The sequence below is a fragment of the Pseudoalteromonas luteoviolacea CPMOR-1 genome, from assembly GCF_001625685.1.
GTDB classification, from domain to species: domain Bacteria; phylum Pseudomonadota; class Gammaproteobacteria; order Enterobacterales; family Alteromonadaceae; genus Pseudoalteromonas; species Pseudoalteromonas luteoviolacea_K.
Genome location: NZ_AUYC01000035.1, coordinates 77,106 through 93,427 on the forward strand (window position 1 = coordinate 77,106; position 16,322 = coordinate 93,427).

A 16,322-nucleotide genomic window follows, 5' to 3' on the forward strand; every position below is an offset into this window, starting at 1 on the left:
TTGAAAAGGGATAGGCAATGTACTTGTTCAGAGCGTGCACTTCATCTAATACAAGCTGAATGACAAGATAGATAAAGCCAATATAAAGGCGTTTTGTGACCATGTTAAAAAAGGAAAAAATAATGAAATTTAAGGATAAGATTATTTTAGGAGGCTGTTTAGTTATTTTGTCTCCATTGGTATGTGCTGACATCAGCTATGTTGATAGAGCGACAACTTTGAATGAGCTCAACAAGCGTATTAAGCAGCAATATGTTGAAGTAAACAAGCTAGATGAAATTTCAAATGCACTTGCAAACTTAAAGTCGAGTCTTGCGTTTACTGATAGCCAGTCACAAGAGCAGTTTGCTTCGTTACTGACTACAGAATTGCAAAAATTTGATAAGCACTTTAGTGTGCAGTGGCGAAACCCAAATGAAAAGCACACTCATAGTGCCGTGCGTGAGTCTTGGTTTGCTAAGTTAAGTCGCAAGAACTCGGGGTTTAATCGGGTAGAAATACTTGACGGTAACGTTGGCTATGTAGATTTTTGGGGATTTGATGCATTATCAAAAGATTCAAAAAAAATCGTAGCAGGCGTAATGGGGTTTGTCTCCAGCGCAGACGCACTGATCTTAGACCTTCGAAAAAACGGTGGTGGGAGCGCAGAAATGGTGCAGCTGATCAGCAGCTATTTTTTAAAGCCGAATACTCACTTAAATAGCATGTATTGGCGCACGACCGACTCTACTCGTGAGTTCTATACCTTTAATAACATAGCTGGCCCAATTAATTTAACTACTCCGATATATATACTCACTAGCAGCGATACATTTTCAGCAGCAGAGGAGTTTGCTTATAACCTCAAGCACCTTAATCGAGCTACTCTAGTGGGAGAAACAACAAAAGGAGGCGCAAATCCTTGGCAGTTTTATGAAATAGGGCATGGTTTTAGGGCGGGTATACCGATAGCAAAGTCAATTAATCCGATAACAAAAACCAATTGGGAAGCGGTTGGCGTTAAGCCACATATTGAAGCGTCTAGTGATAATGCCTTTGATGTGGCTTATCAAAGCGCCCTTAAAAAAATTAAGAACGCTGCTTCTAATGAGCATCAAATAAAGGAAATTAATGACAAACTTACAGAGTTGTCGCTTGACTAACAGCCCCTCGCAGATTAAAAAAGCAGCGCACAATCGTGAAGTACTTTAAAACCCCCGAGTTACTTCACGAAGTACTTGGAGAGAAGCAATCAATATTGCAGGTTAGTTGCATCATCATTTAATTGATGTTTGAATTTATCTTGAAGTACATTCAACCGCAGAGGTTATTCGTTTACTAAGCATAGATTGACTTACGTGTTGGCGTTATCTCAAGCTTAATACGGCGTTTATTGCACTATGAAATATCGGGTTAGATTAAAGTTAAAAACAAAAATAAAGCTTGCAGTTTTGGCCGCTTTTTTAATTACATTTGTGAGTGTATTATTTTGGTCGTTGGTTCACTCTGAATTATTTCAAAAACAAGATTTAATTACATATCGTCAATTTTCATACATAAAACCGTTTAGTTATGGGCTCAGAGGTAGTCGATCGGGTGCGATTAAAGTCGTTACTATTAAGCCACTTACGAGCGCCTATGTAGAACTTGTCATTCAGTATAAGCCAAATGAGAAAGGAGAATATTGTATCGGTAAGCGATTTAAAAATGGCCGTTTTGATGGTTATTCAATGGCACATACTAAAAAGTGCCTGTAGTAAACGAATAAGTATGGTGAAAGCTAGATTTGCGCTGTACTGACCTGTTTTTCATTTAGATACTAAGTGTGACAGTATTGCTGCAACAACATTTAATGCATATTGATACGATGCTGTAAGCTCAGAGAGGTCTAACTTAAGGTAAATCGGGTTTACCAAGTGGTGAACTAAAAATCAGTTATCCAATTCATAGCACATTTTATTTTGCCATAAGGAGTAGGCATGCAGAAAAATCTAATAGTTGTAGGGGCTAGTCGTGGCATTGGCTTGGCTGTTGCGCAATTCTATCACGCAAAAGGAGATTACGTTTTTTCTGTCTCTCGAACGCCATCAACAATTGGTAAGTGGATCGAAGCGGACATTTCCAAGAACGATGGTATTCAAAAAGTATTGCATGAAACATCAGAACACACCATTGATGCATTACTTTATATGGGTGGGGTTTGGGAAAAACATGCATTTACTGAGCATTACGATTTTGAGACAAGCCCATATTCTGAGACTAAAAATATCATCGATATTAATCAAATTGCACCGATTGAACTTGTCAAAGGCCTGTTGCCAAACCTCAGGAAGTCCAAAAATCCAAGAGCAATATTCATAGGGGCTACGTCAGGGCTAGAGCTTTCTACTACCTCTGAGGTTGCTTACTCTGCGTCTAAGTTTGGGCTAAGAGGGGCAGTACATGCCCTTCGAATTGGCTGCAAAAATCAAGGTATCGGGTTCACAACCATCAATCCGGGGCTTGTGGGCACGGATGAAGTTTTAGAAGATATTAGCTTAAATGCGCAGTCGGACCTTATTCCTATCCCAATAGAGGATGTTGTTAGGACTGTAGAGTTTGTTCTTCAATCGAGTAGAAACACAGCGATAGGTGACATCACATTGACTCAAAAATTTACTGGTTAACTTTTATCCAAGATAGGGTGGTGATAAATGCAAGGTTTTAATGCCTGTTTGGTACTTCGTTGTTGAAAAACACTGTCACTGTCTATGGGATTCTATCGTTCTAATAGCTGAGGTAAAATACATTACCTCAGCAGAGGAGGTTCTAGGTTTTTTTGATAAGGGTTATTAAAAAAACAGCACCAACTAAGCCTTATCTAACGCTTGTGAGACATCGTTAATAATATCGTCAATATGTTCTATACCCACTGAAATCCGAACCAGATCTTCACTTACGCCAGCAGATGCGAGCTCTGTTTTATTTAGTTGTCTATGTGTTGTTGATGCTGGGTGGCAGGCCAATGATTTGGCATCACCAATATTGACTAAACGCAGGATCATATTTAACGCGTCAATAAACCTTGTACATGCATCAATGCCTCCGGTAATGCCAAAGCTTAAAATACCGGATGCTCTGCCATGTGTGATTTTATGGCAATTATCGTAGTCGGGGCTGCCTGCAAGTGCAGCATAATTTACCCACTCCACTTTAGGGTGCTGTTTTAAAAACTCAGCCAGCTTTTCTGCGTTATCACAGTGACGGTCCATTCTCAGTCCAAGCGTTTCGAGACCTTGTAATATCTGAAAAGCATTCATTGGAGATAAGGCCGCACCGGTATTTCGAAGTGGTGCTACTCGACAGCGTCCGATGTAAGCTGCTTCGCCAAAAGCTTCGGTGTAAACAACCCCGTGATATGAAGGGTCAGGTTGATTTAACACGGCAAATCGGTCTTTATTTGCCATCCAGTCAAATTTACCAGAGTCGACAATGATACCACCGATTGATGTGCCATGGCCTCCAATATACTTGGTCAATGAGTGGACGACTATATCAGCACCTAGCTCAAGTGGGCGGCATAAATAGGGCGTTGCAACCGTATTATCTACAATGACAGGGACGCCATATTTATGCGCTATGTCTGCTATTCGAGTAATATCGACAATATTGCCAGCAGGATTACCAATCGACTCACAAAATATTGCCTTGGTGTTATTATCAATTGCGGCCTCAAACCCTGCAAAATCGTCATAAGAAACCATTTTGACTTCTACACCTTGTCTTGGTAGTGAGTGCGCAAATAAGTTATAGGTGCCCCCGTAGAGCTGACTTGTACTGACAATATTGTCGCCCACTTCAGTAAGGCATTGAATGGCGTACGTAATTGCCGCCATACCTGATGAAACTGCAAGTGCACCGATCCCACCTTCCATTGCTGCGACCCGTTTCTCAAGCACATCATTGGTTGGGTTCATGATGCGTGTATAAATATTCCCTGGAACCGCAAGGTTAAACAGATCAGCACCATGCTCTGTATTGTCAAAAGTATATGAGGTTGTTTGATATATGGGGACGGCTGCGGATTTGGTTGTTTGTTCTGAAGTATACCCTTCGTGTAATGCAATAGATTCTAATTTCACAGAGTTCTCCTTAATACAGTGTCATTAAAGTAATAGCCTGTACGAATACACAAACACAAAGTGGGTCAAATGAGAAGTCGCATTAGGCTTATAAATTTAATAAAAATTAGACTTCAACATAGCATACTTTCTTTCCGTTGAAAGAAACAATGTGGTGTAAGAAAAGTGGAGGGTAAACTGTATGTATTTTAAAACTGTGCTACCAAGAGCTGCTCTGGTATTTTTTGGGTTTGCATAGCAGTGAGGCTATGCGATTGCCGTAGTTTGCAACTGCACGAAGTGCTTATAGTGTTGCTTTGAATTTGAAGCAGAGATCAATTTTTAAGTGTTTTTTGGGACTGCTTTAGACAGGAATCACATTGTTTTTATTTCACGATTTAATATGTTCTCTGAATTAATGATGAGTAATGTCCAGATAATTGAGTATGTCTCTTAAATACTGAGTGGCTAATGAATAATTGTTTATAGTATAGGGGTTATATAATGTGTATATTAAAATTTATATGAAATTTCGTTAGGTTTTTATTATTTCTACCGATAGAAATAAGAGTGGATTGGTTGTAAGGATAATGACATGAAAATAGATGCCAATGCAGGAGTTCTTCTGCATGCAAACAAATCGACTGCAGATCAAATCAAAAATGTGATTTCAGAGAGCAAAAACGTACAGCATGTGGATTCTACCTCATCTCCTTTACACTCCCAGCCTGCGCGCCCTGCAGAAGAAATGCGTGCCAAGTCAGATAATGGAAAGCTAGAGACCATCATGTATACAAAAAGTGGCAGACTTGATTTACCTGCACGGTATGAGCAACATAGAGAACTGATAGAACGGGTTGCAAACTCTACGAGTAAGTTATACTTGCATGATACCCCCGAGGCTGCCAATAGAATGGCCGAGCAGTACAAAAGTATTTCTTCTACCATATATGAATTGGCACCTGAACTTAAAAACAAAAGTTGGGGCTTCTCGATTGATACTGCTGGACAGTTAGTTGCAACAGGTCATTTGAATCAAAAACAAAAGCGGATAATTGAAGATAGTTTGAATAGTAATACTAAATTGGTTGAGGCAGCGCAGGACTTTAAAGCGCACTTTATCAAGGGGATTGAAATTGAACGAGGCAGCGCTGGTACTAGTCAGTACTGGGGGAAATATGATGTCAACAATGATAATTTTGCCGATATATTTAATTTTAAAGAAATGCTAGATTATAGCCTTAACAGTGCTGAGGAGGTAAAGTTCTCGGGATATGCCTTGAATAAATGGGACTGGACTATGAATGTGTCTGATCAACTCAAAGAAAAAGCCGAGCTTTTTTCATAAATTCTCATTTTATTTATATAAAGTTGACTTTATCTACTCATAAAACACACAACAATTCATGACGGCCTATTAATTATTACTCCAAATTTATTGATTTGTTTGTCAATATTTTTCAATGGTTTAGGTTTTCCAATCTTAAGGTGAAGCTTAGTTTTTGATGATGCTTTATTTTCTCTTTTATTTAATGGTAAATAGTACTAAAGGGGGTAAAGTGAATTGTCAATTTTTTATAGTTGTGTTATTTAAATGGTGCTTTTACTGGTTTTTATTTTATTTTTATATGGTTTTTAAATTGTTTGTTATTAAATTTATTATATAGATTGTAAACCCCAGCCACGTATCCATATTGGCTGAGGCTATTTTATCTAAGCTTACGTGTCTAATTCGACATAGACTACTTTTGTAGCTTTCGGTCCACACCCGTTACTATTACAAGGTGTAATAGTAACTTGATAGGAGCCTTGTGGGACAGAGCGGGTGTAAAAGCGCGCATATCCACCACCATATTCACTGTAAGGATAAAATACACTGCCGGTATAGTTTATCCCTTGCCCGTTGACTTGGAAGCGATATTCTGTGGCGCGGGCAACTTTTCTAAACTCAAACTCAGCGTCACCAAGGTATTCCGTGAAGGCGAGAGATTCTATATAAGGCGACTCAGTTGGCTTATTTCCTTCAGCAACTATGTGATGGTGTGTAAGCGTAACGGGTTCACTACAACCACGTTCATTACAAGCCTCTACCTCGTATTGATAAGTACCAGTTGAAAGATTTTGCTTGAGCGACTCTCCTCCAAGATCTCCAAGGCTTACACCATTGCGGCTGATTTTTACATATTGTACTTGTATTTGCTTATTCCAGCGAAGATAAAACTCCTTGTCTCCGGGAGTTGAATCGTCTATGTAAAGTTCTGGCTCTTGTGCTTTTTGTAAAACTGAGTATGTTTTCGCTCCGGATTCATTGGAGCACATGGTATTATTCCAACAGGCTTGTACGGTATACCGATAGCGGTAACCATTTCTTTTTTCGGTTGTAGAATCACCGAAATAGATCTCAAAGGCATCTCTCCAGTACGCGTTAGCGTCAACCCGATACGTATTAAACTCCCCAGTATCTAACTGACCATTTTGATTAATATCGATGAATTCCTCTGATGTTTCATTAACTCTGAAATAATCAGGGTAATCGTGTACTTGATACCACACTACTGAATATCTGAGGCTGGCTTTGTCTGTGTGGTCTGGCCCTAGTATCGTGGGTGTTTGTGATCGGTTTCGGGCATAGACTTGTCTTAACGAACGTAAATCTCCTTGTGATAGCCTTGTGTTACCGGTATCTTCAAACGCTTCCCCTGTGCTAGTGTTTTTATACATAAAAGTTTTGCCAACTTCTCCGGTTTCACACCCAGTTCGGCTATAGTTTCTGTAATGCATAATCGATTCGTGATCATAGGGCAGGGTGCGCGCTACATAAATTGAGGTTGAATATGCTCCTTGCAGGCCACAGGGGATGAATTCCTCATTGACAGTCATGGAGTAATAATGTCCATCTCGTTGATGGTAATCGCGATCCGTTCGTTGATGTTCATGGCGAAAACCTAGAACATGCATTAATTCATGCGTTGCAGTACTCACCCCACAATAGCTTGGGATCCAGGTTTTACGAACTCCGCCGTTGCCATAGCCGACTTGGGCGTGACAGACTCTATATTTTTCTGCTTCAGCGTTATATGCATTGCCATAAATGGCCAAATAATTAGTGTGGCTGGATGTCTTTCGGATAAAGTTTACGCCAGAAGCACGCTCAAGGTTCTCCATCGCTTTTAAGATGTTTTTTTCGTGTTGGCTGCCATTGACTATATTGACCAGCTGATATGGTACAGTTCCTCTAGGCCACGCGACAGCACTATCTAAACCCGAGGTTTTGATGGTACGTAGGTTTGTATGTCTCGCCGACTCGTCGAATACCATATCGCCTTCAACATAATATTCAGTCTGAGCGTTAAAATTATGGTCAATGGGTTGATGTTCATTTTGCGATGATATTGTTGCATTTGTGAATACGGGTACACTTAGAAACCCGAGAAGTAAAAGTTTTAGTTTTTTCATTTTATTTGTCACTTATATAATGATTCTTTAAATAAACGTGAATAGATCAAATTTAAATAATATTTTAAATGGTCTCCTTTCTTTAGTGACTCGTGTTAGATCATATTTTCTATTTGTTAAGTTTTTTTGTGCTTGAGTGTGGGAAGGTTGTTATTTTGGGTTTTTCGATGATTTTATGATGTTTTTAATATTTATAACTTTAGCCAGTTGTTTGATAAAGAGTTAGCTTTTAGTCTTTTTTTACTATTAAGATATTGAAATTGAACAGTGTTGCTTATCTTGTTATTTATTTTAATTATAATTTCAATAGTTTGAGTGTATGGCTGGAATGTGTAATGCTAATTGCTGTTTGTATTTATTTTCATTGAATTGTGTGAATTTAATATTTGCTGGTTGAGTTTTTTATTCCTGGTCCCAATGTAATTAGATTGTGGAACGTGTGGGTGTTTGAGAAGTTGTGAAGAATATTACTCATTCTAAATAAAATTAAAATATTGTCTTATGCGGTATCAGCTAGCCCTTTACTGTGCTGGTGGCTTTTAATTAATAAACATTGCAAGTATTGGGGTATGTTTGAACTTGTTTTACAATTGTGGATGTTTGTAATACCCGTACTGACTTTTATTATGCCTAAGCAGACGTATTTTCCTGCAAGAACACTTTCTATTTTAGCACTACCGCTTCACCTCCATTTGATTATGATCTATGGCTTTGTGCGTTGCTTTCATTAGCGCAGGCTTAGTTTTGCAGCTTGATAGGGTTATGGAGTTCAATTGGTAGCAATTGCAAGAATCAACTATGAGTATGCTGACTAAGGTAAGGGTATATTTTAATCGTATAGCTTAAAATAGCGTCATTGACACATAGTCAATGACGCCAAGCTTATCTTTTTAGATTAAAATCGATATTTTAAGTTAGCAGTTACAGTGCGGCGCTGGCCATAGAAGCAGTCACCGCGATATAAGCAGCTGGTAATGACCGTCTTGTCTGTTAAATTGTCAATGTTTAAGCTTAACTCGTAGTCATTAAACTGATAGCCGATCATCATATCATAAAGGGTAAAGCTGTCAGTTGTTAAGGCCTTATGATAGTCAACCCCGCCAATCGATACAGAACGGCTACCGTCAAATGTTTTACCAACATATCGAATACCAGCACCAAACTTCAGGCCTTCAACTAAATTATCGGCACGATAAGTTGCCCATACCGATGCCAAATGTTCAGGCGTTGCAGATAGTGCCACATCGTCAGTACCTGTCGTTAAGACTGCGCCAGCCATGATTTGTTGTTGCATAGCAGGGTCTTGAACTTGCTGTGCTAATAGTGAAGCTTGCGCGAATATTTCTTCAGATGACAGCGGTGTAGTGTCTATTTTTGAGTCGGTATAAGCATAAGAAGCATATACATCAAGGTTTTCCCACTCTAATTGAGCTTCTAATTCAAAACCGTCTACCGATACTTCACCATCTTGTACGTGCTCAAGAGGAGAGATTTCTCTCACGTGGTTTTTGTCTGTGATGTGGAAAACGCTGGCTGTGATCAAGTGCTCTGTACCTGCTGGTTGGTATTTAACACCGTATTCAATTTGCTCACCTTCTTTAGGCTTATAGCTTCCACCTTGTGGTTTTGAGCCATAAAGTGGCTGGAACGATTCAGAGTAACTTACATAGGGAGATAAGCCATTTTCGAATTGATACAGCGCACCAATTCTGCCGGTTAAAGCACTTTGTGACTTTGACACTTGAGTGAGGGTCGCGTTGTTACCTGCCGTTTCCCATGTTTTTTGTTCAATATCGTCATGACGAAGTGCTGTATTTAAAACAAAGTTCTTGTATTCAAACGTTGCCTGCACATATCCACCAAGCTGACTATCAGTTTGCTCCGGTGCGATGTTTGTGATTTCGGTCGGTAACGGATCGTGTAGTCCATATACTGGGTTATAAAGATCGAGTGGAGACGATACCCCCCCACGTAGACGGCTTGTGCGAGTTTCAGCATCTTGGTAGTCAATACCTGCAACAATGTTGATCTCTAAGTCATTCAATTCTACATATTGATGAACTTGTACATCACTTAACAGGCTCTTTGATTCACCATCAGACATGCTGAATATACGATTGATCGATCGCTTGTCCGCTTCAAACTTAGGTGGCCAAGAAAAAATAGTACGGTATTCAGATGAGCTGTCACTGTAACGTGTTGACCAATTAATTTGTGTATCTTCGGAAATACTGTGTTCTACAATCGCAGTAATGGCGATTTGTTCTGTGTCATAGCGGTCCCAGCTGGGCTCACTCACAAAGCGCTCGCTTGGGATCTGTCCATATTTAGCTGGTAAAATCGTGCCTTCATGTGGAAAAAACTGCGTTGATGAACCTGATTCATTTTCCTGTATATTAGTCAGAATCGTTAAACGAGTATCTTGATTGATATCCCAAGCGAAGCTTGGTGCAAAAACAAAAGTATTATCTTCAACGAAATCAGTCTGGGTGTCACTATCACGGTACACACCTACGAAACGTGCTTGGAATTCATCGCTTTGGCCAAACGCGGTGTTGTAATCACCGGCAAGTTGTACTCTGTCATAGTTACCAACTTGTGCCCATATTTCACCTTTCGTTTCGCTGTGTGGGCGTTTAGAAACAGAGTTAATAATCCCACCTGTAGAGCCTTGCCCATATAGTACTGATGAAGGACCTTTTAAAATTTCAACGCGCTCTAAAGTATAAGGGTTGGTACGGGTATTGTTATAGTGGCCAAATTGCATCTGCAAACCGTCTACATAGACTAAAGGGTCTACACCGCGAATTTTCGACCAATCGCCACGTGTATCAACACCATATGGGCCGTTATATACGCCGGCTACATAACCAATTGCGTCTTGCAGCGTCTCAGCGCCTAGATCTGAAATTCGTTTTGATGTAAGTACAGATACTGATACAGGCGTTTTTGTGATTGGTACATCCGATTTTGATGCACTCGCACTAATATAAGAAATTAGACCTTTTGGACTGACTTCTATGATTTCTAATTCATTGTTCTTTTGTGAGTCATCAGCAATGGAAGCTCCAGAGAAAGCAATTGCAAGTGCTGACAAGAGCATTGGGTGTTTGGTTTTGAATGAGCGCATGATTTTCCCTTATTATTTAATAATCGCGCGAATAGTATTGTAAGTGATAACGATTATCAATGGTGTTATTGCTGTTTTTTAAGGCGTAAACATATCTAGAGATGAGCTGTAACAGCTGAGTATAAAATGTCATTTAATATTTACATATGTACCCCTATAGCCTACTGTCAAAGTTCTGTGAAGGCAGACAGAAGGAAGAGATTTAAGAGTGTACTCTGGCTGATATTAAAGAGAGAACCTTGTTCGTTGCGTAGGTGTTACAGTGTTTCAACATGCGATGTGTTTGCGGTTAATTGTTGGAAATACAAGACTATTGGTAGTGCTTATGATGTTTTCTATGGGATATAATCCAAGGTAAGTTAGAAGAGGTAAATGTAAATTTGAATTGGCAAGCTTTAGTCGATAATCGACAACGATTTTTTTGGGTACTACAGATTTCAGGGTGGATTGGTTATGCGCTGGTCAACTATATAGGCTCAAAAGTATTTGAAATGCGTGACATATACGTCTTTGTCATCGTGCTCAATGCGTATGCTGGTTGTTTAATGACTGTGCCTTTGAGATATCTCTATCGACGAGTGTGGAATGCAAAACCTTGGATACTCATATTCGTTGTTTTCAGTGTGTCGTATATTACTGGCACCTTGTGGTCCGTGGTTCAAAAATACAATCTTTGGGAAATTTATCGACATGGTTATCGTCCCGAAGAATGGTTTTATTATCTTCAACAAGGACTCGATTCGGTTTATATTGTGTTGTGCTGGAGCGGCCTTTATTTTGGTATTAAGTACTATCAGCTGCTACAGAGTGAACGGCAAAAAGCGCTTAAGGCAAATACAATGGCACATGAAGCGCAGTTAAAAATGCTGCGTTACCAGCTTAATCCCCATTTTTTATTCAACACATTAAACGCAATTTCGACGCTTATTTTGGTGGAAGAGAATAAAGACGCAAATCAAATGGTGTCTAGGCTCAGCGACTTTTTAAGATACACCTTAAACACTGATCCAATAAAAAAAGTACCGCTTGAGCAGGAACTTCATGCACTTCAGTTGTATCTAGAAATAGAGAAAGTACGTTTTGATGAACGTCTAGCGATAGAATTAGATGTAACAGAGCAAGCAAAAAATGCACTTGTTCCTAGTTTGATATTACAGCCGCTGATTGAAAACTCCATCAAATATGCCATTGCACATATGGACAAAGGCGGCAAAATTGAAATTAAAGCGCAAGTATTCGCCAATGAACTATTGTTAGAAGTTGGTGACAATGGTCCTGGTGCTGAGCTCACTGACGGTCAGCTGAGCAATGCAAGTGGTGTTGGCATCGCCAATACCAAAGATAGATTAAAAACACTATACGAGAACAACTACTCGTTTGTGTTATCAAATAATACCCCTTCAGGATTGAAGGCAAACATACGAGTTCCGTTTGAAAAGGCCGAGAAGTGAAGTAATGAGCAAGATTAAAACGATAATTGTTGACGACGAGCCGCTAGCGAGAAAGGGCTTGTCAGTCAGGCTAAGAGAATTTGAAGAAATAGAAGTAATTGAACTTTGTAACGGTGGACAAAAAGCCATAGATATTTGTCAGCAGCAGGATATTGATTTGGTCTTTCTAGATATCCAGATGCCGGGTTTAAATGGCTTTGAAGTAGCACGCATTTTAAGTGAAAGTGTAAAACCTTTACCTGCTATTGTCTTTGTTACAGCGTTTGATCACTATGCGGTCAAGGCGTTCGAAATCCACGCTTTGGATTACATCCTTAAACCAGTCGATGACAACAGACTAAAACAGGCGATTGAAAAAGTGCAAAGTTATTTGAAGAATCAACAAGACAATGCCCATAAGAAAAAGCTTGCAAGCTTTGTGGCGGGAATAACCGGTAATAATTGCGAAGAGATCCTTAAAAAGTTAGCTACAGGTGATGCGATTGAAGACAAAAAATTCCCAGAATCCCTTGCTGTAAAAGAGCAGGGCGAAATTATCCGAGTATCGACTGCCACAATTCAGTGGATTGATGCCGCTGGTGACTATATGTGTTTGCACTGCGCTGATGGCCAGACACATATCTTGCGCAAGACAATGAAAGAACTTGAGCAGGAATTAGACCCTAAACTATTTGTTCGAGTGCATCGTTCTGCGATAGTCAATACGGGACAAATCAGCAAGCTAGTAACACAAAGTAGTGGTGAATATTTACTTGTATTGGATAACGGTCAAGAGCTAAAAGTGAGTCGAAGCTATAGAGATAAAGTTAAATCTGCATTAGCAAGTTAACTTCGCTCTAAACACGCTTATTTAGTCTGGTGACCTGGTATAAAAAAGCCCAACATATCGTCGGGCTTAGTTTTGAGCTGTTAACGTAATTGGTTACACAGTGACAATTTTCAACGTATTGGTAGCGCCAATAGTTTCCATTAAGTCGCCGTGTGTAAGAATTACAGTATCACCTTTTTCTAGAGCGCCACTTTCAACAAGCGAGTTTAATGCATCCCTAACTAAAGAGTCTGCAGTACAGCTTGTTGAATCAAAGTATACCGGGTACACACCACGATATAATGCAGTCTGTCCCAATGTTCTTGCGTGACGAGAAAGCGAGTAAATTGGTAAACCAGAGCTGATCCTAGACATCAATTTAGAGGTGTTACCAGACTCAGTTAACGCTACGATTGCTTTAACAGAATCCAAATGGTTTGCAGCATACATAGCAGACAGTGCTAATGTTTCGGACGTATCAGAGAACATGCTGTCTAGTCTATGTTTAGAAATGTGTGTTTCTGGCTGAGATTCTGCACCTAAACAAACACGCGCCATAGTCGCAACGGTTTCTTCCGGATAGTCACCAGCAGCCGTTTCAGCTGATAACATAACCGCATCGGTACCATCAAGCACAGCATTTGCAACGTCCATTACTTCGGCACGAGTCGGCATTGGGTTATCAATCATCGACTCCATCATTTGCGTTGCTGTGACAACTGTTCTGTTTAATGAGCGTGCGCGGCTGATAATTTGTTTTTGTTTACCAACAAGTGCTGCGTCGCCAATTTCAACACCTAAATCACCTCGAGCCACCATCACAGCGTCTGATGCAAGTACAATGTCATCGATTGCTTCAACTGTTTCAACGGCTTCTGCACGTTCGATTTTTGCAAGTAATTGAGCGTTAGAGCCTGCTTTTTCTGCAAGACCTCTTACATAACGCATGTCATCGCCACTACGCGGGAACGAAACGGCAATGTAATCTACGCCAATTTCAGTTGCCGTGAGTAAGTCTTCTTTATCTTTGTCGGTGAAAGCTGGAGCAGTTAAGCCGCCACCTAAACGGTTTATGCCTTTATTATTTGATAAAATACCGCCAACGGTGACAGTACAAATCACTTTTTTACCAACGACTTCATCCACGGTCAGTTGAATCAAACCGTCATTCAATAATAATAGGTCACCTTTATTTACGTCTTGAGGTAGCTCTTTATAGTCAATACCTACTGCATCAACAGTACCTTCACCTAGACCTAGCTCAGCATCCAGTGTAAATTTTGCACCAACTTCTAGGTTAACTTTACCGTCTGCGAAAGTTGAAACGCGGATTTTAGGACCTTGCAGATCCGCAAGGATTGAAACGTGAGTGTCTAATCTTTTAGCGATTTCTCGAACAGCGTCTGCTCTGTTTTTGTGATCTTGCGCTACACCATGTGAAAAGTTTAGTCGTACTACATTAGCACCTGCGCGAATGATTTTTTCTAAATTATTATCTCTATCTGTAGCTGGTCCCAATGTGGCAACTATTTTCGTGCGTCTTAGCATCAGATTCTCCTGTAGACTGTTCTTGCTATCATCTTTCTTTAAGAAAAAGTGATTAATTATTGGTCTTTAAAAGCACAATTGAGCAAATATTCTCAGATAATTACGCTTTTATGTAAAGTTTTGCCCTTAAACCCTTTTTCATACACAAATTAAATTATATGATCTGTATGACGTGATTATGACACCGGTGTCAGTGGGCGTCAATCTTAGAGTGAAAGAAGATTGATCTAAACACTCTGACTGACAATGTGTTTAACCAGTGTGTAAAGCAATCTTTTGCTTGTGTTAAACCACGTTGTGAGTAAAAAGTACTAAACTTCAAATTGTTTAGTACTTGAGGTGGCCCGAGCAGAATATTATTGAATGCTAAGGTATAATGTACCGGACATCGTGTAGACGAATTTAAGTGTGGTTGTTACCGAGGAGGAAACTTAATGCAAGTTGCATTAGTTGGTTTAGGTGTAATGGGCAAAAACCTTGCACTGAACTTAATTGAGAAAGGTATGACATTAGTCGCCTATGATAAAAACCCAGATGCTGGTGCGGAGCTAATTAGTTGTGCACAGTCGTTGGGTGTAGAAGAGCGTCTCCATATCGTATCGGATCTCGGTGATATGGTAAGAAGGCTAGAGCCTCCTCGTTCGGTATTATTGCTAGTACCTGCAGGCGAGCTTGTAGACAGTGTTTGTAATGAACTAATTGAAGCCGGCGTGTCAAAAGGCGACATTATTGTTGATTGCGGAAACAGTAACTACAAAGATGGTATTGCACGGAAACTTAAGTACCAAAATAAATTTGAATTTGCCACTATGGGTATCTCTGGTGGTGCTGAGGGTGCAAGACATGGCCCAGCCATGATGGCCAGTGGCTCTGAAGGTGGTTGGGAACGTTTGGTTCCATGGTTTGAAAAAGTAGCTGCAAGCTACAATGAAGAGTCATGTTTTGCCCGTGTAGGTCAATCTGCAAGTGGACATTTTGTGAAAATGGTACATAACGGTATTGAGTATGCACTGATGCAGCTTATTGCTGAAATTTACCACTTGTTACGTATTGGTACTGGCCGCACGCCAAAAGAAGTTGCTGAAGTTTTCGAATCTTGGTCTGAAGGTGAACTTAACAGCTACTTGTTATCAATTTCACGTCATATTCTAAGCTTAGAAGACGGTAAGCAAACACCGTTAGTTGATTTGATTGACAATAAAGTGGGTGCAAAAGGCACAGGCCTTTGGACTGCACAAAATGCACTTGAATTAGGTATTGCAGTCCCATCATTGGTTGCTGCAGTGCAGGCTCGTCATTTGACAAATACCATTAGTACACTTGCAGCTAAGGAAATGACGTATCAAGCAAAAGAAACTCAAAAAATTGATATTGATTTAGCAGAATTAAAATCAGCTTTCTATTTTGCAAGTTTACTTTGTTATCGTCAGGGTCTTGCGCTTATTAAAGGTGCATCTCGTTCACATCAGTGGAAGGTTGATTTAGCCAAAACATTACAAACTTGGCGAGCGGGTTGTATCATTCGTGCAGACTACCTTGATGATATCGCAAAAGGTGTTGATTTCATCGATACGTTAGAAACTGAAGCAAATGCCTTGAGAAGTATTACGGGGCAAGCCATCCAGACTGGTCTTGCTTTCCCTGTGCTTGCGTCTACGCAAACATATATTGCGACACTCAGCACACCGAGCAATGGGCATTTAGTTCAGGCTCAGCGCGATTACTTTGGTGAGCACGGTATAAAAACACACAGTGGTGAGACTTCTCACTTAACTGATTTGGTTGATCTTCCTGAAAAGGTACGTTAATCAAACAAAAAGGCCACATAATGTGGCCTTTTTTAATGGCGT

At 40.0% G+C, this 16,322-nt stretch carries 11 protein-coding genes; 7 read left to right on the top strand and 4 right to left on the bottom strand.

Annotation, left to right across the window (positions count from 1 at the left end):
• The first annotated feature begins 122 nt into the window (after positions 1 to 122).
• The 3 genes from N473_RS14995 (at position 123) to N473_RS15005 (ending at position 2,645) form a co-directional block, all read left to right on the top strand.
• Complete coding sequence (locus N473_RS14995) at positions 123 to 1,142, top strand: S41 family peptidase (protein WP_063368618.1); 1,020 nt, start codon at positions 123 to 125, stop codon at positions 1,140 to 1,142.
• A gap of 237 nt (positions 1,143 to 1,379) precedes the next feature.
• Positions 1,380 to 1,736: a hypothetical protein gene (locus tag N473_RS15000; protein ID WP_063368619.1), complete on the top strand. Its 357-nt coding sequence runs from the start codon at positions 1,380 to 1,382 to the stop codon at positions 1,734 to 1,736.
• Between the two features lie 222 nt (positions 1,737 to 1,958).
• Entirely contained in the window at positions 1,959 to 2,645 is a 687-nt protein-coding gene (locus N473_RS15005; protein WP_063368620.1) for an SDR family oxidoreductase, read from the top strand.
• 183 nt (positions 2,646 to 2,828) lie between these two features.
• Here N473_RS15005 and N473_RS15010 read toward each other — a convergent pair whose 3' ends face one another.
• Positions 2,829 to 4,100, bottom strand: a complete 1,272-nt coding sequence (locus tag N473_RS15010) for an O-acetylhomoserine aminocarboxypropyltransferase/cysteine synthase family protein (protein ID WP_063368621.1) — start codon at positions 4,098 to 4,100, stop codon at positions 2,829 to 2,831.
• Positions 4,101 to 4,674: 574 nt separating this feature from the next.
• Here N473_RS15010 and N473_RS15015 point away from each other — a divergent pair.
• Complete coding sequence (locus N473_RS15015) at positions 4,675 to 5,427, top strand: hypothetical protein (RefSeq protein WP_063368622.1); 753 nt, start codon at positions 4,675 to 4,677, stop codon at positions 5,425 to 5,427.
• A 371-nt stretch (positions 5,428 to 5,798) separates the two neighbouring features.
• Here the strand turns inward: N473_RS15015 and N473_RS15020 are convergent, their stop codons facing one another.
• Positions 5,799 to 7,535, bottom strand: coding sequence for a M12 family metallopeptidase (locus N473_RS15020; protein ID WP_063368623.1), 1,737 nt, complete (start codon positions 7,533 to 7,535; stop codon positions 5,799 to 5,801).
• Positions 7,536 to 8,430: 895 nt separating this feature from the next.
• Positions 8,431 to 10,665, bottom strand: a complete 2,235-nt coding sequence (locus tag N473_RS15025) for a TonB-dependent siderophore receptor (RefSeq protein ID WP_063368624.1) — start codon at positions 10,663 to 10,665, stop codon at positions 8,431 to 8,433.
• 380 nt (positions 10,666 to 11,045) lie between these two features.
• Between N473_RS15025 and N473_RS15030 the strand changes: the two genes are divergently transcribed.
• Positions 11,046 to 12,116: a sensor histidine kinase gene (locus tag N473_RS15030; RefSeq protein WP_063368625.1), complete on the top strand. Its 1,071-nt coding sequence runs from the start codon at positions 11,046 to 11,048 to the stop codon at positions 12,114 to 12,116.
• Positions 12,117 to 12,120: 4 nt separating this feature from the next.
• On the top strand, positions 12,121 to 12,945 hold the full coding sequence (locus N473_RS15035; protein ID WP_039610027.1) for a LytR/AlgR family response regulator transcription factor: 825 nt from the start codon (positions 12,121 to 12,123) through the stop codon (positions 12,943 to 12,945).
• 93 nt (positions 12,946 to 13,038) lie between these two features.
• Here the strand turns inward: N473_RS15035 and pyk are convergent, their stop codons facing one another.
• On the bottom strand, positions 13,039 to 14,472 hold the full coding sequence (pyk, locus tag N473_RS15040) for a pyruvate kinase (RefSeq protein ID WP_063368626.1): 1,434 nt from the start codon (positions 14,470 to 14,472) through the stop codon (positions 13,039 to 13,041).
• A 434-nt stretch (positions 14,473 to 14,906) separates the two neighbouring features.
• Here pyk and gndA point away from each other — a divergent pair, with 434 nt between their 5' ends.
• Complete coding sequence (gndA, locus tag N473_RS15045; protein WP_063368627.1) at positions 14,907 to 16,280, top strand: NADP-dependent phosphogluconate dehydrogenase; 1,374 nt, start codon at positions 14,907 to 14,909, stop codon at positions 16,278 to 16,280.
• Positions 16,281 to 16,322: the final 42 nt, after the last annotated feature.